Genomic DNA, 25,601 nt, shown 5'->3' on the forward strand with positions numbered 1-25,601 from the left:
ACATCCATTGAGCAACATTATAAAAAATAATTTTACTTTTTTAGTAGCAATTTTCTAAGCAAATCAGTACAAATTTTGAAGAAATTTTCTAGAAAAATTTCTGTGTAATAAATTGAAAAGCAACAAGGGTTAGAGAAATGGTGACCCATACGAGACTCGAACTCGTGTTACCAACGTGAGAGGCTGGTGTCCTAACCGCTAGACGAATGGGCCAAATGGATGGTGCCCCGTGTAGGCCTCGAACCTACGACCCCATCATTAAGAGTGATATGCTCTACCAACTGAGCTAACGAGGCAAGATTAAATAGTAATAATAAATCTTAAAGTGTTATCTTAGAACTTATAATCTTAAAATTTAATTTGACACTCAATAATGGGTGCTCTATGAGACGCAACCTTAACCTAAGGTTTAATAGATGGCGCAGCGGACGGGGCTCGAACCCGCGACCTCCGCCGTGACAGGGCGGCATTCTAACCAACTGAACTACCGCTGCACCTAAAAATGGTGGTCGCTATAAGACTCGAACTTATGACATCCACCTTGTAAGGGTGGCGCTCTACCAACTGAGCTAAGCGACCTAAAATTTAAAAAATATCTGGCGACCCTTAGAGGATTTGAACCTCTGTTTCTACACAGAGAAAGTAGAGTCCTGAGCCACTAGACGAAAGGGTCATAAACCCAAAAATGGTGTCCTGCGTTGGATTCGAACCAACGGCCCCCTCATTAAAAGTGAGATGCTCTACCGACTGAGCTAGCAAGACATTTGCTTAAAAAAGAATTGAGATTATACAAAAAACATTATTACATGTCAAGAAACAAGAAAAAGTATCCAGTGCTTTACAATAAAGGCTAACTTTAATTTTTAATAATATAAGTTTATCTCAAATTATAAAAAAAAGAATGGTGCGGATGAAAGGACTTGAACCTTCACGCCGTGGGGCACCAGATCCTAAGTCTGGCGTGTCTGCCAATTTCACCACATCCGCACAACAATAATAAAGTGGTACGCCCATCAGGATTCGAACCTGAGGCCTACGGCTTAGAAGGCCGTTGCTCTATCCAGCTGAGCTATGAGCGCATAAAGTATTTTAAGTGGCGCGCCCGATAGGAGTCGAACCCATAACCTACAGATCCGAAGTCTGTCGCTCTATCCAATTGAGCTACGAGCGCCCAAAATGGGGTGAGTGATGGGAATCGAACCCACGACCCTCAGGACCACAATCTGATGCTCTAACCGACTGAGCTACACTCACCATTTAACATGGTCGGGGTGAAAGGATTCGAACCTTCGGCCCTCTGGTCCCAAACCAGATGCGCTAACCAGACTGCGCTACACCCCGCCTGAGTCGTGTTTGTAAGTTTATGCCACTACCTCATTAAAAAGTCGTATTTTAACTTGTTTTTTTTATAAAGTCAATTAAAAAACACTTAAATTAATAGAAATTATATATAAAAAATAATTCAATCAAAAATATTAATTAATACTTCACCAAATACTTAATTTTTTACACAAACCATATTTTTTTGCTTCTCTATCTTATTGCTTAACCATAAAGTATGACCTTTATTTCAAGGATTTTAGTAGCTTGACAAGAATATTTTACACTAATATTACAACGGAATAAATATCAATCTATTATATATTATGCATTTTATGCTTATCAAAATTTTACCTTCAAATTTTAACAGATTTATCTTTTCGGGCTAGAATTTTTTGATTGACATTTTATCCATCATATCATTAGCTTTTCATTATCGTAAAAATATTATTTAGCTAACATTTTCTTTTTAGCATAGATATTTATACTTTCCACTGCCAATGAAAATGCCATCGCAAAATAGATATATCCCTTTGAAATATGAAATCTTAATCCTTCAGCAATGAGCGTCATGCCCACAAGCACCAAAAATGCAAGTGCTAAAATTTTTATAGTAGGGTTATTATCTACAAAATTAGAAATACCTTTTGACGCTATCATCATTACGCCAACTGCTAAAATAACAGCTATGATCATTATCTCTATATGCTCAGCCATTCCAACAGCTGTGATAACACTATCAAGAGAGAAAACAATATCCAAAACTGCTATCTCGCTTACGATAACCAAGAAATTTGCATGTGATTTTTTACTATTTTTATGCTCTTCGCCCTCACCAGAAACACTAGAATGTATTTCAAGAGTTGATTTTACAAGTAAAAATAGACCGCCTAGTATAAGCACCAAATCTCGGCCACTTATGCTAAATTCTGCGATAGTAAAGAGTGGCTTTGTTAGCTTCATGATCCAAAACAATGAAAGTAAAAGTAAAATTCTAGTCACCATAGCTAGCCCTAAGCCAACAATCCTACCACTACCGCGCTGCTCTGGAGGCAGTTTACCTACCAAAATAGCGATAAATATAATGTTATCTATGCCTAAAACTATCTCTAAGCCAGTTAGCGTAAGTAGTGATATCCACGCTTCTGGAGAACTAAACCATTCAAACATTTGCTTCCTTTGTTAAAATTTTTATTATGCTATCAGGCAAAATTTCATGCTCTATCGCATGGATTTTGCTCTCCCAATCCTCTAAGCTCATACCGTCTTCTCTTTCAAACGCTCTTTGTGCGATGAGTTTACCTCCGTCAAGCTCCTCGCTCACGTAGTGCACGCTGACACCGCCTATCATCATATCGCTCTCAAAGCTCTCTTTTATCGCATGAGCGCCTTTAAAAAGTGGCAATATAGAAGGATGTAAATTTATGGCTTTTATCTTTGATGTAAAAACAGGAGTTAATATCCTCATAAACCCAGCAAGCACCGTTAACTCGGCACCACTTTTTAAAATTTGCTCCACAATTGCAGCGTCAAATTCTTCTCTATTTACAAATTTGGCACTCTCTATTATCGTCGTATCAAGCCCAAATTTCTTAGCACGCTCTATACCGTATGCGCCTGGCTTGTTGCAGATACAAAGGCAAACTTCAATTTTTACGCCATTAAAAATTTGATTATGAACTTTTTTAAGTATCGCTTCTAAATTTGAGCCACTACCGCTAAAAAGTACGGCTATTTTTTTCGTAAGCATTTTACTCCTTTTATAATGTCTGTTGGCTCGAGCGCGTAGCTGTTTTTGCCAAAATTTCTAAGGCTAAGCGCATGAGCTAGTGTAGCCGAGATGGCAGCATCTAGAGGCTCGTAGCCTTGAGCTAAAAGGGCAAGTACGAGTCCGCTTAGCACGTCACCGCTACCACCTTTTGCAAGCGTATTTTTACCATAAGGCATGATATAAATTTCTCCATCTTTAGCAATTATTGTATTTGCGCCTTTTAGAACAAGTACTGCCTTAAATTTCTCGCTCCAAGACTTAGCATAGGCAAATCTATTTTCTTGTAATGTTTTTACGTCGATATCTGCTATATTGCAAAGTCTTAAAAGTGAGCAAAATTCCTTTGGATGGGGCGTCAAAACACAGTTTTCATTTAGTAGATCAAGTACTTTTGCACTGTAAAAAATATCAGCGTCAAGCACTAGATTTTTACCCTTTAAAATTTGCGCATCAAGCTCTTCTATGCCCTTTTTGCCAAGCCCCATGCCAACGGTTCCAGCGTTCATTTTATCGCTTATCTTGCTAGCTTGCATGATATGCGTTGGTAAATTTAAGCCCTGCTCGCCTATCACGCTAACTAGCCCGGTCCCAAAGGCAAATGCCGCCTTTGCGCAAAGCATGCTAGCTCCTATGTGCTCGCCAGATATGATAAAAGCATGGCCAAAGTCGCCCTTATTTACGCACTGATTTTTTCTATTTGGAAGCACAAGGTCGCATTTTTCAAGCAAATGATAGTCGCTTTCGCACTCATAGTTTTGAGCGCTTATGCCAAGAGTAGCGAGCTTTACCTTGTCAACAAAGTCTTTTGCAGCGTCGCTATAAAGCCCAAGCTTTCTAGCTCCCATCGTGATCGTAATATCTGCTTTTACACAAGCACCTAGTACCTTACCATCGCCACTTAGTCCACTTGGCATATCGCAAGCGATGGTGTAGGCAGAGCTTTTGTTTATCTTTGAGACAAGCTCTATGTGATTTTCATCTAAATTTCTATTTAGCCCTGAGCCAAAAAGCCCGTCCATGATGCATTTTGCACCATTTAAGCCATTTTCTACATCTTTACTCTCACGCACGCCAGCAGATTTAGCTCGCTCAAGCTGCTTAATGGCTAGTGGCTTTAAATTCTGACTAGCTAAGATAAATTCACACTCAAACTCGCCCTCTAACATCCTTAAAGCACAAAGCACGTCTGCGCCGTTATTTCCACCGCCGCAAATGCCAAGCAATCTCTCACCTTTTTTAAATTTCTTACGTACGAAATTTGCTATGGCTGCGGCTGCATTTTCCATTAAAATTTCTTCACTGAGGTCAAATTTCTCTCTCGCCCTCTCGTCCAAAACTCTCGTGTCTAAATATAAATTTTTCATTTTATGCCCTAAAACTAAGCGCCTCTAGGATGTGGGGCTTTAAAATTTGCTCACTCTCATCAATATCAGCGATGCTTCTAGCCACTCTAAGTGTCCTTTTTATGCCCCTTTGGGAAAGATTGTACTTCAAGGCTGCCTTTTGTAAAATTTCTCTTGCTTCATTATCCAGTAGACAAAATTTTTCTACTTGTGCATCATTTAGCTTGCCATTTAGCTCATCTTGATCGCGCTTTTTTTGAAAGATAAAGGCTTTTAGGACCATTTGACTCATCTGCTGTGAGCTCAAACCTGCCTTGTCGCCTGGCGAACTCTCGTCCATAGCAACTTTTAAGTCAATGCGGTCGAGCACTGGAGCTGAAATTCTTGATTTATAGTTTTTTATCTCATTTTCGCTGCATTTGCAGTTTAGGTTGCGAGAGAATAAATTTCCGCAAGGGCATGGATTTTGAGCTGCTACAAAGATAAATTTAGTTTCATAAGTCACTTTTGAATTTACCCTTGCGATGTGGATTTGATTGTCCTCTAGTGGCTCTCTTAGGCTTTCTATCACCTGCTTTGCAAAGTGAGGAAACTCATCAAAAAATAGCACTCCGCCATTTGCAAGTGCGATTTCACCGATCTTTGCTACATTTGAGCCTCCTCCAAAGATCGAGCTTTTAGTAGAGGTGTGGTGCGGCGAGCGAAAGGCTCTAATACTTGTAAATTCGCTATCTTGCAGGTTTAGCGAGCGGTAAGCGGCAGACTTTAGCACCTCTTCTAGGCTTTGTGGCGCCATGATATAAACTAGGCGTTTTGCGCACATGCTTTTGCCGCTGCCTGGGCTGCCTTCGAATAAAATATTGTGCATGCCGACAGCTGCGATGACGCAGGCTCTTTTAGCTCTTTCTTGACCCAAAACATCCTTAAAATCAAGCTCGAAGTTTAAATTTGGAACGTATCTTTTACCAGAAATTTCTATCACGTTTGAAAATAGTTCATGAGTAGCGGTAAAACGTATACTTTTTGCAAATTCTGCGTCATTAAAAAACCTAATCGCTTCCTCTAGAGTACTAACCGCATAAATCTCTAAATTTGGGATCATAGAAGCTTTTTGTGCTATCTCTTTTGGTACTAAGACTTTTACGTTTTTTACCTGTGTGCTTAAAAAAAGAAGGATTGAGAATAAATTTGCTGTGCTTTTTACACTTCCATCAAGTCCAAGCTCGCCAAAAACAAAAATTTTCTCTAAGCTTTTTGCCTTTTGAAGAGCTATAAGAAGAGCGATAGCTAGGTCAAAATGTGATCCGCTCTTTGGTAGATCTGAAGGGGATAAATTTATGGTTATCTTTTGTGCTGGAAAGGAAAAATCAAGTGCTAGAAGTGCTGCTTTTACGCGTTCTGTGCTCTCTTTTATGCTTGTGCTTGCAAGCCCAACGATGCTAAAACCAGGAAGCCCACGAGAGAAGATAGACTCAACATCAATTATCTTTAGCCCATCGCCGTAAGTAGCACATCTTAAAGACTTCATGAAGCTTTTTCTTTTTTTTGCTTTTTGTATTCCTTGTCAAATTTTTTGCGTTTATTAAAGCCGATTTTTTCTATAAAAAGATGTCCATCTAAGTGATCATTTTCATGCTGGATAGCGATAGCTAAAAGCCCATCAGCCTTTAAGCTTTGCTCTTTGCCAAAGCGATCTTGATATTTGATAGCCACAACTTCATTTCTTTTTACATCTTCATAATATCCGGGCACACTAAGGCAACCCTCTTGATAGACACACTCACCCTCACGTAGCTCAAATTTTGGATTTATGATTTCGATTAAATTTTCTTTATCTTGTACGCCCTCATCATTGGCTAGATTTATAATAAAAATTCTTTTTGCAACACCTATCTGAATAGCAGCAAGGCCGATACCCTCTTTTGCAATCATCGTATCATACATATCATCAAGTAGTTTGTGAAGTTCCTCATCAAAATTTTTAACCTCTTTTGAGACTTCATAAAGTTTTTTATTTGGATAAGATAAAACCTCTAAGATCAAGCCCAAACTCCTACTTATTCACCCAAAAATATAGGCTGCTCATCATCTTGTGTTAGTATTAGTTGATCTAACGAGTAAGAGATTAATTCTTCAGCACTTCTTGTTTTTGTTATCATGCTTGAAACCACTTGGATATCAAGCTTACACTCTTCACCATCTATCTTCCAAGGTATAGATGAAAGCATATTTAAAATTCTGCTACCGGCTTGTCTTGTGCCATTTTCATCAGTATATTTCATAACCATAGCAAAACAGCCATCACCGTAATGAGCCACTATATCACTTCTTCTAGAAGTTCTTAAAAGAAGCTGTGATATAGCTTTATACATATTGTTTCGCTCTTTTAAATTTTTAACACGATTTGTAAATCTATCTTTTGCTCTTACTAGTAAGAACGATGCGTTATAGCCATATCTTTTAACGGCTTCTACTTCACTTTGCACTGTGGCTACTAGAAATTTTTTATTATAAACGTCATATGTCGTATCATAAATCGACTGCTCTTCAATAGATTTAAGCATCTTAGCTACTTCGTCATAGCTTACTTTAATGACATCAAGATGCTTATCCATAAGACTGTTTAATTTTATTAGGTCATGGTTAAATGCACTTAAAACATTTTGAAGAGCTAGGATATTTGTATTATTTTTGAGTGCATCCATGCGCTTTTGCACTAGGCCTCTCATGATGCCTAAATTTTTATAGATTAGCACCACGGCTTGAAGCATGCTTTTTATTTGGATAAATCCTTGCTTTATCTCTTTTTCAATAGAGATATTACTGCCTAATGGTACTGAGATCTCGGAATTTATAACTATCATATCACCGATCTCTTTTCTAAATTCATCAGGCTGTCCATCAAGCATTTTCTCAAAATAAATAGAGTAATTGTTTGGCGTAGATGGAACATTATCGTCGCTTAATTCATGCAAAACATTTTCTGAAAATTTGTAGATATCTACCTTTTCTTTTTCTAGAATATGTTTTACCTCAACCGCTTTTTTCTTAGGGTCTGGTGCATTATCTATCTTTATCACTTTGGGCCTTATTTAAAACTTTTCTCCAAAATTTTATCAACAAGTCCGTACTCTTTGGCTTCGGCCGAACTCATAAAGAAGTCACGTTCAGTATCTTTTACGATCTTACTTAGCTTTTGACCTGTATTTTTGGCCAAAATTCCATTCAAAATCTCTTTCATACGCAAAATTTCACGAGCTTGTATCTCGATATCAGTCGCTTGTCCTCTAGCGCCGCCAAGTGGTTGATGTATCATGATGCGAGAATTTGGCAATGCATATCTTTTACCTGGTGCGCCACAGCTTAGCAAAAATGCACCCATACTAGCAGCTTGGCCAATACAGATCGTGCAAACATCTGGCTTTATGTAGTTCATCGTATCATAGATGCTAAAGCCACTTGTTATAACGCCACCTGGTGAGTTTATATATAGATAGATATCTTTATCTGGATCTTCAGCCTCTAAAAATAGAAGCTGAGCGACTATAGAAGCGGCCATGCCGTCCTCTATCTCGCCACTTAGCATAACGATCCTGTCTTTTAAAAGACGGGAGTATATATCATAGCTTCGCTCACCCCTACTAGTTCTTTCAACTACGACAGGAACGTAATAGCTCATTACTCAGCCTTCTCTTTTTTACTTGCTTTTTTCTCGTCTTTTTCTTTGTTAAAGAGCTCACCAAATAGCTTCTCTTCAATCATTGACATCTTTATAGCTGGAAGCATGCCTTGGTTGCGGTACATCTCAAGGTGTGCTTTTGGATCTTGACCGCTTCTATACGCCTCAAAATAGATCGCTTGAACGACCTCTTGATCGCTTACTTTCACGCCTCTTACGCGAGCTAGCTCATCGATGATGAAAGTTAGGCGAACGCTATTTTCAGCGTCTTTTCTAAACTCGTCACGTTTTTTAGAAAGAGCATCTTTGTCTTCTCTAAATTTCTTCATATCATCTGGAGTAAATGAGCTCCATGCGTTTCTAAACTGCATATCAATCTCTTGCTCGACAATATTTTTTGGCACGTCAAATTTAAATTTCTCAACCGCAGCTTCAGCAAATTTTGGCTTAAGCTCATCATTTATAAGTTTATAAATTTTCTCTTGACGGATTTGCTCTTTTATACGCTCATCAAGCAACTCTTCAGTTGGTTTTTCTTCATTTGGAAGTAGAGTTTTTAATATCTCTTCATCTAGTTTTTCAGGGATCTTTCTCTCTTGAATTTCATGAAGTTTTATTTTAAAGATAGCGTCTTTGCCAGCTAAATGTGCAGCGCCATAGTTTTCTGGGAATTTAACCTCGATATCTTTTTCGCCACCAGCTTTTATGCCTACCATACCATCTTCAAAGCCTGGGATGAATTGATTTGAGCCGATCTCAAGCACATAGTTTTCAGTCTTGCCACCATCAAATGCAACGCCGTCAACAAAGCCTTCAAAGTCAAATTTAGCAAAATCGCCAACTTTTAGGCCTCTTTTGCCATCAATTTTCTCAAGTGGAGCTATCATTTTTAAAAGTTCAGTTTTTTTCTCATCGATATCTTTTTTCAAAACACGTGGGTTTGAAAACTCAGGTATCAAGCTCTCATAGCCGCTCACATCGACGCTTGGTTTAAATGAAACTGTTAGCTCAACGTCGATCTTGCCATCTTTTCTGTCAAATTTTGAAACGATAGGCTCGCCGATAAGGTCGTCATTTTTCTTGCCTGCTTTTTTGATAGCCTCTTCGACTACATCTCTTAAGACATCTTGCTCAGCGTCGTTTATTAGCTCTTTCTCGTAGCGTTTTAGCACGACAGCGACTGGCACATGGCCTTGTCTAAAGCCATCTACTTTCATAGTTTTTGCTGCTTTTTTTGCTAGTTTTTCTACGCTAGACTTTATAGCATCTGCACTTATGGTTGTGCTTGCTAGGGTATTTACGCTATCTAGAGCTTTGATTTTGATTTCCATCTAATTCCTTTATGAATACAAATTTTTAGCCCAAAATATAGCAGAATTTTCCTTATTTCATTTTAAATTTGTAAATTTTTATAGATATAAAAGGCGTTTTAACGTAGAATCTAGCAATAAAATTATGGAGAAAATTTATGCAAGAGAGTTTTGAAAATTCGGTTAAAAACATGCTAACGATTATAGGCGAAGATCCAAATAGAGAAGGCCTTATAAAGACGCCTGAGCGTGTCTTTAAAGCATTTAAATTTCTAACTAGCGGGTATGATGAAGACCCAAAAGAAGTCCTTGGTGACGCGCTATTTACTAGCTCAAATAATGAAATGGTTCTCATGCGAAATATTGAGTTTTACAGTCTTTGCGAGCACCATTTGTTGCCTATTATTGGCCGCGTGCATGTAGCGTACATTCCAAATGGCAAGGTTGTTGGCCTTAGTAAAATTCCACGCATGGTAAATATCTACGCAAGACGCTTGCAAATTCAAGAGCAGATGACTGAGCAGATCGCAAAGGCGCTTGAGGACGTAATCGCTCCAAAAGGCGTTGGTGTCGTAGTTGAGGCCAGACATATGTGTGTTGAGATGAGGGGTGTGCAAAAGATAAACTCAACTACGACAACCTCAGCGCTTAGAGGCTGCTTTATCAAAAACGCGGACACAAGGCGAGAATTTTTCTCGCTTATAAACTCTCCTAGGGAAACGCATTTTTGAGCTTAGAGCATATAAATTTAAAGCTTAAAGAGGGCATGAAGCTCTCAAACACCTTTGGCATCATAACTAAAATCACAGCTACAACTATCGAGATCACTGGACTTCGTCCAAGCATCGGGGACATCGTGCGAATAGTCGCAAAAGATAAGAGCAAAAATGGTCTTGGCATGGTTACACAAATAAAGACAGATGGCGCTTATATCAGTCCGTTTGGCTTTGTTGAGGGATTTAGGATAGGCGACTTTGTCTATGAGAGCGATCAGGGCATGAGCATACCGGTGGGGCCAAATTTACTAGGCCGCGTAGTCGATCCATTTATGAAGCCGATTGACGGCAAAGGAGCGATCGAGACGACCGAGTACATGCCTATTATGAGAGCGCCGATAGATGCGATGAAAAGGGGGCTTATAAACGAGCCATTTAGCGTTGGTATAAAGACGATAGATGGACTACTTACTTGCGGCAAGGGGCAAAAACTGGGAATTTTTGCAGGTTCAGGCGTGGGTAAATCAACCCTCATGGGCATGATCGTAAAAAACACACTAGCACCGATAAAAGTAGTCGCACTAATAGGCGAACGTGGTCGCGAGGTACCTGAATTTATAGAAAAAAACCTAGGCGGCGACCTGGAGGGTACAGTCATCATCGTAGCGACCAGTGATGACAGCTCACTCATGCGAAAATACGGTGCTTTTTGTGCGATGAGTGTGGCTGAATACTTCAAACAACAAGGCAATGACGTGCTCTTCATCATGGATAGCGTGACACGTTTCGCGATGGCACAGCGTGAGATCGGCCTTGCGCTTGGCGAGCCACCTACATCAAAAGGCTATCCACCAAGCTCACTCACACTCTTGCCACAGCTAATGGAGCGCGCCGGCAAAGAGGAGGGCAAGGGCAGTATCACAGCATTTTTCACCGTACTCGTTGAGGGCGATGACATGAGCGATCCGATAGCCGACCAAAGCCGCTCTATCCTAGACGGACACATCGTGCTAAGCCGGGAGCTAACGGACTTTGGAATTTACCCACCTATCAACATCCAAAACTCGGCCTCGCGTGTCATGGGCGATGTGATCAGCAAAGAGCATAAGCTAAATGCGATGAAATTTAAGCGTCTTTACTCGCTTTTAAAAGAAAACGAAGTCTTGCTTCGCATCGGTGCTTATCAAAAGGGTAGCGACAAGGAGCTTGACCTTGCGATCTCGAAAAAAGAATTTATGGAAAATTTTTTAAAGCAAAGTTCAGAAGAGGCCTTTGCGCTTGAAGAGGTCGAAAAGCTACTTGATAAGATCAATCAGTAGATTTCTAAAATTTATAAGTCTTTTTACAAAATTTGGCTACTAAAAATATAATCAATTTTTTATATTAATTTTTAAAGTGATCACGCATTACTTCTTTGCTTCGGATATAAAAATTGCGGTCAAAGACTTATAAATTTATATTTTCTCATCTCTTGTTTAATTTCAAAAAGCGCTGCTACAAATATCATGAAAGAGAATTTGAAATTTATGAGGCTTTTTATTTTAGACTTCGTAAGGACGGTTTTTGTGTTATGTAAAATAACAAAGCATTAAAAACTCTTTCTAAGTACCATACGCATTCCAAACAATGATCACAAAGTGGGCTAATTTCAAAATTTGGGTTTTACAAAAACTTACCCACTTACAAAATCTGCGGTAGTAAATTTGAGACAAGCAAACAAGCTAAATTTATACTAAGTAATTATGTGCTGATATCTATCTTGCTGTAAATTTTGGTAGCAATCATGGCGTAAATTTAACTATGAAAGCAAAATTTTACGTTTATATCAGTAATCCCTAGCACTTTAGACTTTACCAAGTGACGCAAAGCATATGCTTACATGAGATAGTAAAATTTGGAAGAGCTTAAGAGCCAAGACCTATTTTTTCTCATCAAAACTTGACTTTAGCTCACACTTTTCCTAGCTTTGGCGGTGACAAACGTGCGAATTCTAATTAGATAAAAGCAGATTCCTCGCCAATGTCAGTGGCTCTTGCTATTTTTATATTTGTTTAAATTTATACAAACAATAAAATCAAGAGAGAAAGGCTTAAGAGCCAAATCCCATCTTCTTATCTTCACCAAAACTTGAGTTTAGCTCGCGCTCTATCGTCGTTTTGAAGTCCTCAAAGGTAAAAATCCCATCATCTTTTATAGCAACTTTCAAAGCAGTATTTTTTAGCGCAAGGACGATCTGCGCGCCACTTAGGTTAAACTCTGCCAGCCTTTCTACACTAAAGCCATCTTCAAAGCTCGCATTTTCAGGCAAAATTTTACGCCAAATGGCAAGCCTGCCGTTATAATCAGGCTTTTTAAACTCGATCTTATAGTCAAACCTTCTAGAAAACGCCACGTCAAGGCTTTGCAAGAAATTTGTCGTGGCGATCAGCACGCCCTCAAAGCGCTCGATCTGCTCTAAAAAGATATTTTGCATTTGATTGTGCATCTTTTCAGCCCCGCTTGAGCTCTCCACTCTCGTGCTTAAAAACTGATCAGCCTCGTTTAGCAAAAGCACTGGCTCGCTGCCACTTTTTTTGCAAATTTCTTTGTAAGTGTCAAAAATTTTCCTTACATTTTGCTCGCTCTCGCCGACATATTTGCTTAAAATTTTTGAGCAGTCAAAGCTTAGAATTTGCTTCTTTAGGCTCTTTGCAAGCCCAACGGCGCTCATCGTCTTGCCAGTGCCAGGCTCGCCATAAAAGATAATCTTGGCGTCTATGTTTTTCCTAGTTTTTATGCCCCAGCTGCTAAGTCTAGCGAGCACTTTTTTATCGACTTGCTTTAGTATCGTGCTTAAAAGCTGCTTTGTCTTTTCGTTTAGCACGACGTCTTCTAGGCTCGTTACTGGCTCTATTAGCTCAAAAATTTCTTGCTCTTTTACTAGGCTTTCTATCTTGATTTTCTTGCTGTTTTTGTCATTTTTTGGGTGCATTATGCTTTGCAAAATTTCTTCGTTTATAAAAAAGCTCTTGCTAACGTTGCCATAAGCGTTTAAAACCTCGTCGTAGTCGATCAGTGCGCCCTCGATGAGCCTTGAGCCATCCTCTAAAAGAGTGCGATTTTTGATGCGTTCAAGCTCGTCTTTGCTTATTAGCCCAACTAGCGTGTTTAGGTCGCGACCATTTTCAAAGTCGCCCGCATACTCCTCTTTTAAAAGGGCTAAAAATATGATCTGCTCTTTTTCATCAAGCGAGTTTTCTTTAAAAATTTGCTCTATTTTTAGGCTGATCTTACTTAGTTTTACGCGCTCGTTTATGCGCTTTGTAAGCTCAGAAATTTGCTCGTTTATGCGCTTTTTAGCGTCATTTGAGCCACCTTCAAATATCGCAGCCTTAGAGTAAAGCTCTATCTTTAAAAACTGATCTTTTAAATACTCCAAATGATCTTCATAAGGCGCAAGCTCTGGTAAATTTATATCAGCGTTGCCATCTTCAAGTATCTTTAAAAATGTGCTTGAGAGTGAAATTTCAGAATGAAGCAACGAAAGAAGCCCTTGAGCTGAAGCCCTTTGCGTGCTCTCAGGTATTTTAAAAAGACTATAATTTTGTACAATCCAACCGCTATCAAGCAAATTTTTTATAAATTTTAGATACAAAAGCTGCTTATCATTTTGCGTGCCAAAGACTGCTCCAAGTAGCTCAAAAACGCTCATATTAGCCGTTCCTTGCACATAAGCTTTACTTAGATATTTTAAAATTTCTCCCTCTTCGTCGCCGCACTTTATCAGCTCATAAATTTTGCTTTTTTTGAGGTCCTGGTTTAAAAAATCAAGCAAGTATTTCACTAAAATTTATCCTTCATCTGCTCTATTTGCTCTTTTAATACACGTTTTAGCACCTTACCAGTGGCATTTCTAGGCAACTCTTCGGCAAAATAGATACTCTTTGGTATCTTGAAATTTGCTAAATTTTTCTTCAAATGCTCTCTTACTGTTTTTTCATCAAGATCCATGCCCTCTTTTACTTGTATGAAAGCGACGACCTCTTCATCGGCATGTACGTCTTTTACGCCGATGACTGCTGTTGCTTCAACTGCTTCAAGTTTGTAAATAACCTCTTCGATCTCACGTGGATAGATGTTAATGCCCTTTGATATAATGAGGTCTTTTTTACGATCAACGATATAGATAAAGCCCTCTTCATCGACTTTTCCAAGATCTCCGGTCTTTAACCAGCCGTTTATTATGGTCTCATCAGTGATGCTTGGCATACCATAGTAGCCTTGCATGACGCAGTCGCCCTTTACAATGATCTCACCGATCTGGCCAACTGGAAGCTCCATCATCTCATCATTTACGATCTTTACCTCATAGCCATCAAGCACAGGCCCTACACTTAAAAGCTTTTGTTTATCATATAAATTTGCAGCTACGACAGGTGAGCATTCGCTAAGGCCATATCCCTCAACAAGTGTTGCGCGTGGAAATTTCACTCTAAAGTCATCTATCGTCTGCTTTGCAAGCGGAGCTGCACCACTTACAAATAATCTAATGCGGTTAAACCATCTAAAATACCAAGGAATTTTTGCTTTACCAATAGCTGTATAGATGGCTGGAATTCCTAAAAATACAGTTACACGCTTTAGCAAAGTTTGTTTTAGTACATTTGAAAATGGGAATACTGATTTTACAAGAACCATAGATGCACTCGCAAATATCGGAAGCAACACCATTGCAGTTAGTGTAAAACTATGAAACATCGGCAAAAAGACTATGAAACGATCGCTTTTTTTCACTATAAAACGATCATGGGCTCCAATTAAATTTGAAAAGATATTTTTATAGCTTATCATCGCACCCTTTGGCTTGCCAGTAGTGCCTGAAGTATAAATTATATGCATTAAGTCATCTATTACCGGATACTTTGTGATACTAAGAGCGTATTTGTGATTTAAAGTTTCTGTAAAATTTACGTTTTTAACAAGGCCATTATTTTCATAGCTCTTACTCATATCCTCTTTTGAAATTTGAGGCGTTGAAGTGAGATATGCGCTCTCGCCATACTCTTCGTCAGTGTCTATATATTCATCTTTTGAGGCACTTTGAAGTTTCTTTGGTATTGCTCCGATCCAGATTATCTTTCTTAAAATTTCAAGCTCATTTAATGCAATTAACTCTTTTGCAAGCAAGCTAGACGCAAAAAGCACCTTTGCACCGCAATCATTTATGATATATTCAAACTCGTTTGCTTTTAAAAAAGTATTCATAGGCACTGCGATACCGCCTATTGCAGTTATCGCAAGGTATGAGATAATAAATTCTTTTGAGTTTGTAACCGCCATAGCTACTTTATCACCAAATTTTACTCCAGCAAGTTGCAAATAAGCTGCCACTTTATCGACATTTTGCTTTAATTCGCGATATTTTAGCTTCTCTTTTTCTTCAAAAAGAGCTACTTGATTTGGATTTTCCTTTGCTACTTTGGTTAAAATTTCATAAAAATTATTATAAGAGTATCGCATTATTGACCCTAATTAAAATGTATATTTAAAAGTCGTACCAAGGATTTGGATCGTACCAGTATCAAATTCCCCTGACATTTTTGTGGCAATACTGTTGGTAATACCTGTCGCACGCTTCTTATCACGGTGTTGATAAACATATCCAAGTGCCATTTCAAGATTTGGCGTAAATTTATAATTTACTCCAAAAGAATATACCTTAGACGTAGTATTTGGAAGCTCTAAGCCAGTATGCTTGTTACTTGTAATGTCTTCATCATAAGCAAAGCCAGCCATTAGTCTAAATTTTTCATTTACGTCGTAGGCAAGACCTAGTCTATATGTATTTGTATCTTTTGCATTTTTTATGACTGGATCGTCCATGAATCTTGCAAAAGCTGGATGCGAGTGAGCTGGGCCTTTATCCATGTATTCAAAGTCATAGCCTTTAAATTTAGACCAATACGTCCTCTCAAAAGCTAGCAAAAGAGTAAAGTCGCTAAATTTATATCCAGTTGCAAGCACAAGCTGAGCAGGAAGCGGGATCTCTACTTTTGTTTTGCCATGGTAGCTTATAGGTAGGTTATAAAAATCAGCATCTGTATGGCCTTTAAGTTCTAAATTTACATTTGAGCGGTAAGTAACAGCGAAGCTCAAATCCTCAATAGGTCTATAAGTAAGTGCAACATTGTAGCCATAACCCATACCATCGCCTTTTATCTCTCTGTAGCCTATTCGTCCAAAGTCACTTGCTATCTTACCTTTGGTGTAAACACCTCTAGCACCAAGAGCAAAGGCAAGCTTATCGTTTATGCGGTAAGCCACGGTTGGATTTAACTCAACAACTTGCAGCTTAAACCTTTTAGTGGTAAATGCGGTAGCTGGATCCTCCCACGATACACCAACAGCAGCAGGAACGGCAAGAGCTAAACCAAATTTCCAGTTTTCATAAATTTCTGGCGTTACAAAACTAAATGTACCAGCCAGCGAGTCAAATTTTTCTGACTTGTAGCTTTTGCCACTATCACTTTTAAACTCAAGCTTATTTATATGAAACCAGCCGAGGGTACTTTCTATGTGATGGCGTCCATCTAAAAACATCATATTTGCTGGGTTAAAATACGCCGCATCAGCCCCAAAACTAAAGGCCACGTTACTAGCAGCAAGACCTAAAGAATCAGCACTTTGCTCAGGAACTTTATAACCTCCAGCATTTAGCAAAGTAGATGCCATAATAATGCTTAATAGCACTTTTTTCATAGTTTTTCCTTTTCGAAATTTCTTAAAATTTTTATCTCGTCTTCCCAAATACTCTCGTCAATCGTCTCTAATATTAAAGGAATTTCGCCTATTTTATCATCATTTATTATATTTTTAAAAGCACTAAATCCAAGCTCGCCCTTGCCAAGACTCTCGTGTCTATCTTTTTTCGAGCCAAGCCCAAATTTTGCATCATTTAAATGCATGCCGGATAAAAATTTATAGCCAATGATCGCATCAAATTCCCCCATCGTCTTGGCATAGGCCTCTTTACTTCTTAGATCATATCCAGCAGCAAATGCGTGACAGGTATCAAAGCAAACACCAACTCTGCTCTCATCGTCTACTCGCCCTATCAAATAAGCAATCTGCTTAAAACTAAAGCCTAAATTTGATCCTTGAGCAGCTGTGTTTTCGATGACTAGCTTTACACCGCTTGTGCGCTTAAGTGCCACGTTCATGCAGCTTGCGATATTATCTAAGCACTCTTTTTCACTTATTTGTTTTAGGTGTGAGCCTGGATGAAAATTTAAAAGCTCTAGCCCAAGCTTACTGGCGCGATCTATCTCATCCACAAAGGCTTCAAGCGACTTTGCTCTTGCCTCCTCATCTGGATGGCCTAAATTTATCAAGTAACTGCTGTGTGGCAAAACATGCTTTGTGCTTATGCCAGAAATTTTTAGGTTTTCTTTAAACTGCTCTATTTCGCTGATGCTTAGCTCTTTTGCATTCCATTGGCGTTGATTTTTTGTAAAAAGCGCAAAGGCATTTGCTCCTATTTTTGCAGCATTTAACGGAGCGTTAAACACGCCTCCAGCCGCACTTACGTGAGCTCCTATGTATCTCATTTTAACTCTTTTATTATCACTCTTATTTTATTTTTGCTATCTATAAATTTGACGTAGTTGTCGCAAACCTCGTATTTTATAAAATATGAACTTAGATCTTGACTAAAACCACACTCCGTATTTATCAAGCCTTTGCCATCATAAATCTTTTCTCTTTGCAAAATTTCTTCAAAAAGGCTCTCATAGTGCGGAGCTAGAAAAAATTTCTCATTAAACTCAGTCTTGTTAAAGCAAGCACTATTTACGCAAATTTTATCTCTTATGTTTATGTTTGCGGTGTTTACGCCAGAGCTATAAATTTGCAAATTTAGCTCATTTTTATATTTATGGAAAAATCCAACGTCATTTATCTTGATCATCGGAGAAAATAAAGTAACTTGAAAAGCTTGTGAATTTTGCGGCGTTTTGGTAGCCACGCAACCTGTAAAAATAAAAACAGATAACAAAGTAAATAAAAAATTTTTCAAAAATTTTTCCTTATTAATCTAAAATTAAGTATAAAAGAAATATAATCCCAATTTCATAACCGACATGTGGCCCATTCGTCTAGCGGTTAGGACATCGCCCTTTCACGGCGGTAACACGAGTTCGAGTCTCGTATGGGTCACCACTTCTAAAAATCAAAATCTTATCCATATAAGCTTTAAAATATAGTTAATCTTAAATATTATTTTTAATTGTTATTTTAAATTTTTATTGAACTGTGCCGCTTTCAATTAAATGCGTTATTAAAATTTTAAAACCTAGAAAAATTAATATCGCTCCTCCCAGAAAGAGCGCCTTTTTCTCTAAAATTTCACCCATAAATTTACCTATATAAAAAGCAACCAGACTTAATGCAAAGCAGACTACACCGATGATAAGTGAGCTTTGAAAGATGTTTATCTCTTCAAAGCTAAGTGTGACACCAACGGCAAGAGCATCCACACTAGTAGCAAATGCCCCATACAAAATGGTCTTAAATCCTATCTTAAGATACTCGCACTCCTCTTTGCTACAGGCCTCTTTAAACATTCTAAAACCAAGAAAGCAAAGTATAAAAAATGCGATGAAGTGATCGATAGAGCTTATAAATTTTGCAAAACTAACACCTAAAAGATAGCCAAGAAGTGGCATAAGAAACTGAAAAAAGCCAAGCGTAAAAGCAATAAATAAAATTTTATTAAGAGCTAAATTTTTATACCTTGCGCCATTTGCCATATTTAGTGCCGCGCTATCCATACTAAGAGCGAAGCTAAGAAGTAAAAGTTGCATAGTCTTCCTTTAAAAAAAGGTTAAATTCTAGTGCAAAAAGATTAAATTTATTTTAAGTGTTTAGATATTTTTTGTATGATTTTGCTTTAATTTTAAAAAAGGAAAGAAGATGAAAAGATCTCTTGTTATTCTTTGTGGCGCGCTTGCTTTAAATTTACAAGCCACAAATATGGACGATATGATAAACAAAGGCGTCAAAATCGCCACTCACGCATCAAGCGGCGACTATAAAAGCTTAGTTAGTGAAGCGCTAAATGCCGCTGTTAGCGAGCTTTCAAAAGAGGGCTTTATAAACAATGCTACGGCTAAAATTCCACTCCCAAAAAGCCTTGAAATGGCGTCAAATTTAGCCAAAAAAGTAGGCGGAGAGAAGTGGGCGCAGGATCTTAGCAAGTCGATAAATAACGCTGCGACCACGGCTGTGCCAAAGGCTGCTGAAATTTTTAGCGAGAGCATAAAAAACATGAGCGAAGCCGATGTCAAAAAGCTCTTTAATGGCGGCAGCGACAGCGTTACGAAGTATTTGCAGCAAAGCTCCAGCCAAAAGCTAAAGGCGGCATTTACGCCGATAATTGAGAAAATGATGAGTGATAATAGCTTTGCAACTGCCTATAATGGGCTAAATTCTTTCATCGGCGGCTCAGCAAAAAACAACGAAACGATAAAATCAGTAAAGAGCCTAGCTAAAAATTTAGGCGCAAGCGAATATGTGCCAGATGATGGCGAAGACCTAAACGCATATATCACGAGAAAGACGCTAGATGGGCTATTTAACGTGATGAGCGAGAAGGAAAAGGGGCTAAGAAGTGGCTTTAGCCTAGATAGCGGCAAAAAGGTGCTAGACTCGATCTTTAAATGAAAAATTTAAGCGCGCAAAACAAAGCCGACATCGCACTCATCGTAGTTGCCATCGTTTGGGGCGCTACGTTTTTACCTATGGCAAACGCACTAAAAACAAATAGTGTCTTTGTCATGCTCTTTTGCCGGTTTTTTCTCTCGACTATCTTTATGGGCTTTGTCGCGCTTAAATTTACTAAGAAATTTGACAAAAAGAGCGTCATCTACGGCGTTATCCTTGGTGCGGTGCTCTTTTTATCATTTACAACGCAAACTTACGCTCTAAAGCTTACTTTTAGCTCGAGCGTCGCCTTTATCACGGGGCTTGAGTGCGTGATAGTCCCTTTTATGGCGGCTTTTATTTTTAAAAATAAAATAACCATTTTTGCTATTTTTGGTGCATTTATTGCCATTTTTGGGCTTTGGCTTTTAAGTGGAGCCGCTCTTACTTTAGGAGCTGGCGAGGCATTTGCCCTACTTTGTGCCATATTTTATGCACTTTACACGAGCTTAAATGGCCACTTTGTAAGAAAATGCGAGCTTTATTTGCTTGTATTTGTGGTATTTCTCACCGTCTCTTTACTCTCATTTGTCTTTGCATTTATTGAAGGTAGCGTGCTGCCAAATTACGATAGGGAATTTTTTATAGCAATTTTTATCACTGCATTTATTGGCACCATTTTTTGCTACTTTGTTCAAACCATCGCTCAAAGATATACAACAGCCAGTAAAGCAGCTTTATTTTTCTGTCTTGAACCAGTTTCTGCTGGCTTTATCGGCTATTTTTTCGCTGATGAAAAGCTAACACTCATACAAATTTTTGGCGCGATCTTAATAATCTTTGGAGTTATTTTTAGCGAATTTGGTAAAAAATTTTTCTCTAGATCAAAACTAGCTTAAAAGACAAAAAGCTTCATTTGTGAGTCTATTTTCTCATCTATAAACTCACCTTCAAATCTCTCTTTTAACATCGCTAAAACCGCTTTTTCATCGTAGTTTTTAGCTCCATTTATCTCAAGGTGCCAGCAGATATTTTCAGCAGCTTCTTGCACACTTCGTCTAGCGATCCTTGTTTCGTTTAAAATTTCACTCTTATAAGCGATCCCTTGCTCATTTAGCCACGCTTCAAGCCTATTTACAACATTTTTTTGAGAGAGAGTGCGTCCAAATTTTTTAAAAAATGGCTCAATCAAATCAGAGCTTCTAGGCTTATCCCAGCCAAGATAGAGTTTTTGCTTTGCGATATTATGAAATTTAGCAAAATCTTCATCGCTAGCAATTGCTGGACTCATCGTGCAAATTGCAATATCAAAGAGCTTTGTGGGCTTAAATTCTCTCCAAGAGCAAACCTCGCTGGTTAAATTTGTCACGCCAAATCTTTTGGCATCTTCATTTAAAATTTCTATCATATTTTTTGAGCTATCAATGCCAGTTATATCTTTTGCAGTTTTTGATAAAAATATCGTCCAAACACCGGTACCACAGCCTATATCAAGAATTTCTTTACCGCTAAAATCAACTCCCCAAGCTAAGGCTTTAGCAAAAATTTGTTGCTGAATAGCACTTACTTTGCCATCAAACCTTTGATAATTTGACGCCTTTTTATCCCATAAATTTTGCATTTTAGCTCCTTATTTTTGGTTATAATTCTAGCAAAAAAGGCCATAAATGAAAGATTTTATCTACAAAGTAATAATCCCTCCACAAGCCATTGATATGCACGGACACATGAATAATGTCTATTATTTCACTCTTATGCAAGAGGCTGCATTTGCACACTCTGCAGCGGTTGGCGACACGGTTGAGGCGCAGTATAAAAGAGGCGAGATCTGGCTCATTAGAAAAAATGAAGCCAAATATATAAAAAGCGTAAAATTGATGGATGAGATAGAAATTCACACTTATACGCAAGCTGAAGGCAAGGTGACTTCGTGTAGATATTTTGAGTTTAAAAAAGATGACGAACTAATAGCAACTGGCAAGACCGAGTTTGTTTATGTTGATCTAAAAACAAATCGCCCAAAAGCCATTCCGGCTGAGATAATCGCTCTTTACTCGTGATCACACTCATCACAAACGCCTTTTATCACGGCGCTTTTTATATTTTTAGCGACGTTTAGATGTGGCATATCGATGTTTGTGACTTTATGACAGACATCGCAGATAAAGTACGCTTTTGCCTCATTTGCTAGTTCGTAGTAGCTTTTATGATTATTTTCAGTTTTTATGACAAGGCCCTTTTTTTCAAAAATTTCTATACTTCTATAAAAAGTGGTTTTATTTGCATTAAGGCTTTCTAGAATTTCATCATAGCTTAATGGAGTTTTGGCATTTTGCAAAATTTCAACGAGCTTTATGCGAAAAGCAGTTGCCTTGATACTATGCTCTTCTAAGAAATTTCTTGCATTCATCCTTGCCCTTTTTATTTTTTGTATATTAACGCTAAAAGTTTTAAATTTCATTTAAAAAGCACTATATTTAGGCTTTTGTTCTTTAAGTTGCAACCAAGTTGCAATCTGCTAAACTTCCGCAATATTTTTTCAAACAAAGGAGAGATGGTGAGAAAGATTTTTGTTTTCTTAGCAGTTTGTGCTTTGTCACTTTTTGCAAAGCCAGTTGTTACGACTAGTATATTGCCTACAAAATTTTTTGTTGAGCAGATCGCTGGTGATACACTAAGCGTAAATACAATGGTTGGCAAAGGTGCTGATCCGCACACTTATGAGCCAAAACCAAAACAGATGAAGGAGCTTGAAAAGAGCGAGCTTTACTTTGCTATTGGCATTGAGTTTGAAGATACTTGGCTAGAGCGTTTTTCAAAATCTTTTAAAAATTTACGCATTGTAAAAACACAAGAAGGTATCGAAAAGATCGCTATGAGTGATGAACATGAGCATCATGAACATCACGAGCATCACGAGCACAAGCACGAGGGCGAGCATAAACATGAACATCACGAGCATCATGACCATGACCACGAAGCTGGCGAACATCATCACCATCATCATGATGGCCTTGATCCGCACATTTGGCTTGATCCGGTTTTAGTAAAAACCCAAGCTGATAATATTGCTAAGGCATTAATAGAGAAATTCCCGCAAAATGCAAAGCTCTATGAGGAGAATTTGGCTAAATTTAAAGCTAGTCTTGACGAGCTTGATAGCTTTATCAAAAATACTCTAAAAGATGTTAAAACTCGCGAATTTATCGTATATCACCCATCTTGGGGATATTTTGCAAAACGCTATAACTTAGAGCAAATCGCTATCGAGATAGAGGGCAAAGAGCCAAAACCAGCTGAGCTAAAAGAGCTCATCGAAGAGGCTAAAGAGCACGGCGTAAAGGTCATTTTCATAGCTCCGCAGTTTCCAACAAAGGCTGCGAATTTAGTAGCAAAAGAGACTGGCTCAAAGGTCATAAGTATTGATCAGCTACCGGAAAATTGGCTAGATGAGATGAAAAAAACAGCAGAAATTTTTGCTAAGAGTCTATAAAAAATGTTAGCACGCCTGATTGTCATTTGCTTCTTCGCTATAAATGCCTTCGGGTGTGCTCTTTGCTCGCTTTATAGCCCAACCGCTCACGTGAGCGTAAAATTTGACTCAAACGAAAACAATATCACTACAATTGCTTTTTCATGGACATTTTCACAAAATTTCTCAGAGCTTATGAGGCAAAATTTTGACCTAAATCAGGATGAAAAGATAGATGAAAGCGAGATCAAAAAGATCCGCTTAAATTTACTTGATTATCTTGTGCCAAGGCACTATTTAACGAATATTGAGTACTTTTACAAAGATGAAAATGCTACGAAGCTTGAGTTAAATTTAAAAAAGTATAAACTCTATTTTGATGAGGGTAGATTAAAATTTGATGTTAGTTTTAAGACAAATTTGCTTATCAAAGATGGCTTTGTGGTGTCTGTCGAAATGGACGATAAAGAGGGATATTTTAATTTTAAATTTACGCAAAACAACGCATTTTTGGTATCAGATCAGTTTTGGACGATACCAAATCCAAATGCAAATTTAATATTTTTTACATTTTCAAGTAAGGCTGCAGCCAAAGCTCATAACGAAAAACCTGCATTAAAAGAGCTTCTAAAAGAGCCAAACTCAGTAAATTTTGAAGATGAAAATTTAAGCCAGATCGATAAGATCGATGAAGCTAAGTTTGATCTTGTTTCAAAAACAAGTCTAAGCATGCTTGATAGATTAAAGCAAATTCTAAGAAATTTTGATCAAAAAAGTCCGCTAACTCTGCTATTTTTAGCGCTCATATCATTTGGTTATGGCTTTTTACACGCTGCATCTGCGGGACATGGCAAGGTGCTTACAAGCTCATATTTCGCCGCAACTGGTGGAAGCTACGCCAAAGCCTTTTTCTTCTCTTTAAAGATCGGATTTTTACATGTTGTGGGAGCGTTTATTTTTGTGCTTGCTAGTTTTATGATATTACGTGAGATCAGTAGCGATCTGACAAAAGATACAGCAAGCGTTACGACAGCATTTTCTGGCGTTATTATCTTTTTTGTAGCGATTTTTATGCTTTATAAAAAGGTAAAAATTTATCTTTCAAGCAAAAAAGAGTTAAATAAATTTTATATTTTTAGCTCAAGTTTAAGCCAAAATTTGAGTAAAAATACAAAATTTACTAGCGACTGTGGCTGTAATATCTGCATTACAAAAAAACCAAAAAGCAAAGAAGAATGGCTGGTTGCAGCTGCTGCGGCACTTATTCCTTGTCCTGGCACGATACTTGTCTTTGTGCTAGCAAATGAGCTAGGCAGCTACTTTGCAGGCGTTATAAGTGGCGTATTTATGGCGCTTGGCATGAGTGCAGTGATATTTTTAGCGGCTGTTTTTGGAGCCAAGATAAATGAGAGCACAAACATTAAGTTAAAAAAGTTTAAAATCTATGCCGAATTTATGGCTCTTAGCGTTATGCTTTGGCTTGGGCTTTTTATTTTTACTACGACATTTACGCAAAAGAGTCTGTTTTGAAAGAAATTATAAAAATTAGAAATTTAAACTTTAGCTACGATAAGCAAGTGGTTTTAGAAGGTATCAATTTAGATTATAGTAGCGATGAATTTTTAGCTATCATCGGTCCAAATGGTGGCGGTAAAAGTACGCTTTTAAAGCTTATTTTAGGGCTACTTAAGCCTCAAAGTGGCGAGATAAAGCTCTTTGGAAAAGAGCCAAGCGAAGTCAGTAAATTTATAGGTTATGTACCTCAAAATTTTCTCTCAAATCAAAGCTTTCCGATGATGGTTTTAGAAATAGTTTTAATGGGGCTAATCGATAAAAAAATTTTTGGTTTTTACTCGCGAGCTGAGAAACAAATGGCTCTTGTAGCCCTTGAGAAAGTTGGCATGAAAGAATTTGCAAGCGCTAGAATTGGTGAGCTAAGCGGTGGCCAAAGACAGCGCGTGTATATCGCAAGAGCGCTTTGTGCAAATGCAAAAGTCCTCGTTTTAGACGAGCCAACAGCTAGTATCGACACAAAGGGCCAGGCTGAAATTTATGAAATTTTAAAAAATATAAATGCAAGCGGTGTTGGCGTAGTCTTGGTAAGTCACGATCTAAATATCGTGCTAAATTATGCTACAAAAATCGCCTATGTGAGTAAAAATTTACATATTCATAAAACTCATGAAGATACCGCAAAAAGAGAATTTATAGAGCATTTGGCAAAATCTCATAGTCATTTTTGCGATGTCGAGATCGCACTTGGTGAATGTGAGTGCAAAATCAAAAGTAATGTTTTTAAGCTAAAGAGATAA

The 25,601-nt window shown here is 38.0% G+C and carries 24 protein-coding genes and 12 tRNA genes; 9 read left to right on the plus strand and 27 right to left on the minus strand.

The window, feature by feature from the left end; all coding sequences use genetic code 11:
* Positions 1 to 138 precede the first annotated feature (138 nt).
* The 19 genes from CYP28_RS00150 to tig all read right to left on the minus strand — a co-directional run bounded on the left by CYP28_RS00150 (position 139) and on the right by tig (position 9,444).
* Positions 139 to 213: transfer RNA gene (locus CYP28_RS00150), tRNA-Glu, on the minus strand.
* 7 nt (positions 214 to 220) lie between these two features.
* Positions 221 to 296: transfer RNA gene (locus CYP28_RS00155), tRNA-Lys, on the minus strand.
* Between the two features lie 121 nt (positions 297 to 417).
* Positions 418 to 494, minus strand: a tRNA-Asp gene (locus CYP28_RS00160).
* A gap of 9 nt (positions 495 to 503) precedes the next feature.
* Positions 504 to 579 (minus strand) — tRNA-Val (locus CYP28_RS00165).
* An 18-nt stretch (positions 580 to 597) separates the two neighbouring features.
* Positions 598 to 673 (minus strand) — tRNA-Glu (locus tag CYP28_RS00170).
* A 13-nt stretch (positions 674 to 686) separates the two neighbouring features.
* Positions 687 to 762, minus strand: a tRNA-Lys gene (locus CYP28_RS00175).
* A 140-nt stretch (positions 763 to 902) separates the two neighbouring features.
* Positions 903 to 987: transfer RNA gene (locus CYP28_RS00180), tRNA-Leu, on the minus strand.
* A gap of 15 nt (positions 988 to 1,002) precedes the next feature.
* Positions 1,003 to 1,079, minus strand: a tRNA-Arg gene (locus tag CYP28_RS00185).
* Between the two features lie 15 nt (positions 1,080 to 1,094).
* Positions 1,095 to 1,171, minus strand: a tRNA-Arg gene (locus CYP28_RS00190).
* Between the two features lie 6 nt (positions 1,172 to 1,177).
* A tRNA-His gene (locus CYP28_RS00195) sits at positions 1,178 to 1,254 on the minus strand.
* Positions 1,255 to 1,263: 9 nt separating this feature from the next.
* Positions 1,264 to 1,341: transfer RNA gene (locus CYP28_RS00200), tRNA-Pro, on the minus strand.
* 426 nt (positions 1,342 to 1,767) lie between these two features.
* Positions 1,768 to 2,490: a TerC family protein gene (locus tag CYP28_RS00205; protein WP_103592661.1), complete on the minus strand. Its 723-nt coding sequence runs from the start codon at positions 2,488 to 2,490 to the stop codon at positions 1,768 to 1,770.
* Positions 2,483 to 3,070 carry a phosphoribosylglycinamide formyltransferase gene (gene purN / locus CYP28_RS00210; protein WP_103592662.1) on the minus strand — a complete coding sequence of 196 codons (588 nt, stop codon included), beginning with the start codon at positions 3,068 to 3,070 and terminating at the stop codon, positions 2,483 to 2,485. The genes CYP28_RS00205 and purN overlap by 8 nt, the downstream gene beginning before the upstream one ends.
* A complete protein-coding gene (locus CYP28_RS00215) occupies positions 3,052 to 4,455 on the minus strand; it encodes an NAD(P)H-hydrate dehydratase (protein ID WP_103592663.1) in 1,404 nt (467 codons plus the stop codon). The genes purN and CYP28_RS00215 overlap by 19 nt, the downstream gene beginning before the upstream one ends.
* Before the next feature lies 1 nt (position 4,456).
* On the minus strand, positions 4,457 to 5,962 hold the full coding sequence (locus tag CYP28_RS00220; RefSeq protein WP_103592664.1) for a YifB family Mg chelatase-like AAA ATPase: 1,506 nt from the start codon (positions 5,960 to 5,962) through the stop codon (positions 4,457 to 4,459).
* Entirely contained in the window at positions 5,959 to 6,477 is a 519-nt protein-coding gene (gene def, locus CYP28_RS00225; RefSeq protein ID WP_103592665.1) for a peptide deformylase, read from the minus strand. The genes CYP28_RS00220 and def overlap by 4 nt, the downstream gene beginning before the upstream one ends.
* A gap of 14 nt (positions 6,478 to 6,491) precedes the next feature.
* Entirely contained in the window at positions 6,492 to 7,514 is a 1,023-nt protein-coding gene (locus CYP28_RS00230; RefSeq protein ID WP_103592666.1) for a GGDEF domain-containing protein, read from the minus strand.
* Between the two features lie 8 nt (positions 7,515 to 7,522).
* Positions 7,523 to 8,113 (minus strand): ATP-dependent Clp endopeptidase proteolytic subunit ClpP, encoded by a 591-nt coding sequence (clpP, locus tag CYP28_RS00235; protein WP_054196008.1) that lies wholly within the window; start codon positions 8,111 to 8,113, stop codon positions 7,523 to 7,525.
* Positions 8,113 to 9,444, minus strand: coding sequence for a trigger factor (gene tig, locus CYP28_RS00240; RefSeq protein ID WP_103592667.1), 1,332 nt, complete (start codon positions 9,442 to 9,444; stop codon positions 8,113 to 8,115). The genes clpP and tig overlap by 1 nt, the downstream gene beginning before the upstream one ends.
* 137 nt (positions 9,445 to 9,581) lie before the next feature.
* On the opposite strand from tig, the gene folE reads away from it, so the two are divergent.
* A complete protein-coding gene (gene folE, locus CYP28_RS00245; protein ID WP_021090409.1) occupies positions 9,582 to 10,154 on the plus strand; it encodes a GTP cyclohydrolase I FolE in 573 nt (190 codons plus the stop codon).
* Between the two features lie 11 nt (positions 10,155 to 10,165).
* Positions 10,166 to 11,458: a flagellar protein export ATPase FliI gene (gene fliI / locus CYP28_RS00250; protein WP_430516116.1), complete on the plus strand. Its 1,293-nt coding sequence runs from the start codon at positions 10,166 to 10,168 to the stop codon at positions 11,456 to 11,458.
* A gap of 770 nt (positions 11,459 to 12,228) precedes the next feature.
* On the opposite strand, the gene CYP28_RS00255 is transcribed toward fliI, so the two are convergent.
* Genes CYP28_RS00255 through CYP28_RS00275 form a run of 5 tightly spaced genes read right to left on the minus strand, consistent with a single transcriptional unit; the run spans position 12,229 to position 18,192 of the window.
* Complete coding sequence (locus CYP28_RS00255) at positions 12,229 to 13,962, minus strand: ATP-binding protein (protein ID WP_103592669.1); 1,734 nt, start codon at positions 13,960 to 13,962, stop codon at positions 12,229 to 12,231.
* Positions 13,962 to 15,638: a fatty acid--CoA ligase gene (locus CYP28_RS00260; RefSeq protein WP_103592670.1), complete on the minus strand. Its 1,677-nt coding sequence runs from the start codon at positions 15,636 to 15,638 to the stop codon at positions 13,962 to 13,964. The genes CYP28_RS00255 and CYP28_RS00260 overlap by 1 nt, the downstream gene beginning before the upstream one ends.
* A gap of 12 nt (positions 15,639 to 15,650) precedes the next feature.
* On the minus strand, positions 15,651 to 16,877 hold the full coding sequence (locus CYP28_RS00265; protein WP_103592671.1) for an OmpP1/FadL family transporter: 1,227 nt from the start codon (positions 16,875 to 16,877) through the stop codon (positions 15,651 to 15,653).
* A complete protein-coding gene (nfo, locus tag CYP28_RS00270; RefSeq protein WP_103592672.1) occupies positions 16,874 to 17,725 on the minus strand; it encodes a deoxyribonuclease IV in 852 nt (283 codons plus the stop codon). The genes CYP28_RS00265 and nfo overlap by 4 nt, the downstream gene beginning before the upstream one ends.
* Entirely contained in the window at positions 17,722 to 18,192 is a 471-nt protein-coding gene (locus tag CYP28_RS00275) for a hypothetical protein (RefSeq protein WP_103592673.1), read from the minus strand. The genes nfo and CYP28_RS00275 overlap by 4 nt, the downstream gene beginning before the upstream one ends.
* Positions 18,193 to 18,260: 68 nt before the next feature.
* Here CYP28_RS00275 and CYP28_RS00280 point away from each other — a divergent pair.
* Positions 18,261 to 18,335, plus strand: a tRNA-Glu gene (locus tag CYP28_RS00280).
* A gap of 83 nt (positions 18,336 to 18,418) precedes the next feature.
* Here the strand turns inward: CYP28_RS00280 and CYP28_RS00285 are convergent.
* Positions 18,419 to 18,979, minus strand: coding sequence for a manganese efflux pump MntP family protein (locus CYP28_RS00285; RefSeq protein WP_103592674.1), 561 nt, complete (start codon positions 18,977 to 18,979; stop codon positions 18,419 to 18,421).
* Between the two features lie 109 nt (positions 18,980 to 19,088).
* On the opposite strand from CYP28_RS00285, the gene CYP28_RS00290 reads away from it, so the two are divergent.
* Together CYP28_RS00290 and CYP28_RS00295 are read left to right on the plus strand one after the other, a co-directional pair.
* A complete protein-coding gene (locus CYP28_RS00290) occupies positions 19,089 to 19,838 on the plus strand; it encodes a DUF4197 domain-containing protein (RefSeq protein ID WP_103592675.1) in 750 nt (249 codons plus the stop codon).
* Positions 19,835 to 20,716: a DMT family transporter gene (locus CYP28_RS00295; RefSeq protein ID WP_103592676.1), complete on the plus strand. Its 882-nt coding sequence runs from the start codon at positions 19,835 to 19,837 to the stop codon at positions 20,714 to 20,716. The genes CYP28_RS00290 and CYP28_RS00295 overlap by 4 nt, the downstream gene beginning before the upstream one ends.
* On the opposite strand, the gene CYP28_RS00300 is transcribed toward CYP28_RS00295, so the two are convergent.
* Complete coding sequence (locus tag CYP28_RS00300; protein WP_103592677.1) at positions 20,713 to 21,438, minus strand: class I SAM-dependent methyltransferase; 726 nt, start codon at positions 21,436 to 21,438, stop codon at positions 20,713 to 20,715. The two genes, CYP28_RS00295 and CYP28_RS00300, sit on opposite strands and share 4 nt — an antisense overlap.
* Positions 21,439 to 21,484: 46 nt before the next feature.
* On the opposite strand from CYP28_RS00300, the gene CYP28_RS00305 reads away from it, so the two are divergent.
* Complete coding sequence (locus CYP28_RS00305; RefSeq protein WP_103592678.1) at positions 21,485 to 21,877, plus strand: acyl-CoA thioesterase; 393 nt, start codon at positions 21,485 to 21,487, stop codon at positions 21,875 to 21,877.
* Here the strand turns inward: CYP28_RS00305 and CYP28_RS00310 are convergent.
* Entirely contained in the window at positions 21,868 to 22,227 is a 360-nt protein-coding gene (locus CYP28_RS00310) for a Fur family transcriptional regulator (protein ID WP_054197362.1), read from the minus strand. The genes CYP28_RS00305 and CYP28_RS00310 overlap by 10 nt on opposite strands.
* A 147-nt stretch (positions 22,228 to 22,374) precedes the next feature.
* Here CYP28_RS00310 and CYP28_RS00315 point away from each other — a divergent pair, with 147 nt between their 5' ends.
* From CYP28_RS00315 to CYP28_RS00325, 3 genes are read left to right on the plus strand one after another with little or no spacing between them, the layout of a single operon-like run.
* Complete coding sequence (locus tag CYP28_RS00315) at positions 22,375 to 23,310, plus strand: metal ABC transporter solute-binding protein, Zn/Mn family (protein ID WP_103592679.1); 936 nt, start codon at positions 22,375 to 22,377, stop codon at positions 23,308 to 23,310.
* A 3-nt stretch (positions 23,311 to 23,313) separates the two neighbouring features.
* Positions 23,314 to 24,819: a nickel/cobalt transporter gene (locus CYP28_RS00320; RefSeq protein WP_103592680.1), complete on the plus strand. Its 1,506-nt coding sequence runs from the start codon at positions 23,314 to 23,316 to the stop codon at positions 24,817 to 24,819.
* Positions 24,816 to 25,601 carry a metal ABC transporter ATP-binding protein gene (locus tag CYP28_RS00325; RefSeq protein WP_103592681.1) on the plus strand — a complete coding sequence of 262 codons (786 nt, stop codon included), beginning with the start codon at positions 24,816 to 24,818 and terminating at the stop codon, positions 25,599 to 25,601. The genes CYP28_RS00320 and CYP28_RS00325 overlap by 4 nt, the downstream gene beginning before the upstream one ends.

This window comes from Campylobacter concisus, assembly GCF_002914195.1.
In the GTDB taxonomy this organism is placed as follows: domain Bacteria; phylum Campylobacterota; class Campylobacteria; order Campylobacterales; family Campylobacteraceae; genus Campylobacter_A; species Campylobacter_A concisus_M.

Bases quoted from the DNA above. Each gene is read 5' to 3' on its own strand.
- CYP28_RS00205 (WP_103592661.1), bottom strand. From the start codon at position 2,490: ATGTTTGAATGGTTTAGTTCTCCAGAAGCGTGGATATCACTACTTACG.
- CYP28_RS00290 (WP_103592675.1), top strand. From the start codon at position 19,089: ATGAAAAGATCTCTTGTTATTCTTTGTGGCGCGCTTGCTTTAAATTTA.
- CYP28_RS00285 (WP_103592674.1), bottom strand. From the start codon at position 18,979: ATGCAACTTTTACTTCTTAGCTTCGCTCTTAGTATGGATAGCGCGGCA.
- CYP28_RS00265 (WP_103592671.1), bottom strand. From the start codon at position 16,877: ATGAAAAAAGTGCTATTAAGCATTATTATGGCATCTACTTTGCTAAAT.
- CYP28_RS00320 (WP_103592680.1), top strand. From the start codon at position 23,314: ATGTTAGCACGCCTGATTGTCATTTGCTTCTTCGCTATAAATGCCTTC.
- CYP28_RS00215 (WP_103592663.1), bottom strand. From the start codon at position 4,455: ATGAAAAATTTATATTTAGACACGAGAGTTTTGGACGAGAGGGCGAGA.
- folE (WP_021090409.1), top strand. From the start codon at position 9,582: ATGCAAGAGAGTTTTGAAAATTCGGTTAAAAACATGCTAACGATTATA.
- CYP28_RS00300 (WP_103592677.1), bottom strand. From the start codon at position 21,438: ATGCAAAATTTATGGGATAAAAAGGCGTCAAATTATCAAAGGTTTGAT.
- nfo (WP_103592672.1), bottom strand. From the start codon at position 17,725: ATGAGATACATAGGAGCTCACGTAAGTGCGGCTGGAGGCGTGTTTAAC.
- CYP28_RS00295 (WP_103592676.1), top strand. From the start codon at position 19,835: ATGAAAAATTTAAGCGCGCAAAACAAAGCCGACATCGCACTCATCGTA.
- CYP28_RS00260 (WP_103592670.1), bottom strand. From the start codon at position 15,638: ATGCGATACTCTTATAATAATTTTTATGAAATTTTAACCAAAGTAGCA.
- CYP28_RS00220 (WP_103592664.1), bottom strand. From the start codon at position 5,962: ATGAAGTCTTTAAGATGTGCTACTTACGGCGATGGGCTAAAGATAATT.
- CYP28_RS00310 (WP_054197362.1), bottom strand. From the start codon at position 22,227: ATGAATGCAAGAAATTTCTTAGAAGAGCATAGTATCAAGGCAACTGCT.
- purN (WP_103592662.1), bottom strand. From the start codon at position 3,070: ATGCTTACGAAAAAAATAGCCGTACTTTTTAGCGGTAGTGGCTCAAAT.
- clpP (WP_054196008.1), bottom strand. From the start codon at position 8,113: ATGAGCTATTACGTTCCTGTCGTAGTTGAAAGAACTAGTAGGGGTGAG.
- CYP28_RS00305 (WP_103592678.1), top strand. From the start codon at position 21,485: ATGAAAGATTTTATCTACAAAGTAATAATCCCTCCACAAGCCATTGAT.
- tig (WP_103592667.1), bottom strand. From the start codon at position 9,444: ATGGAAATCAAAATCAAAGCTCTAGATAGCGTAAATACCCTAGCAAGC.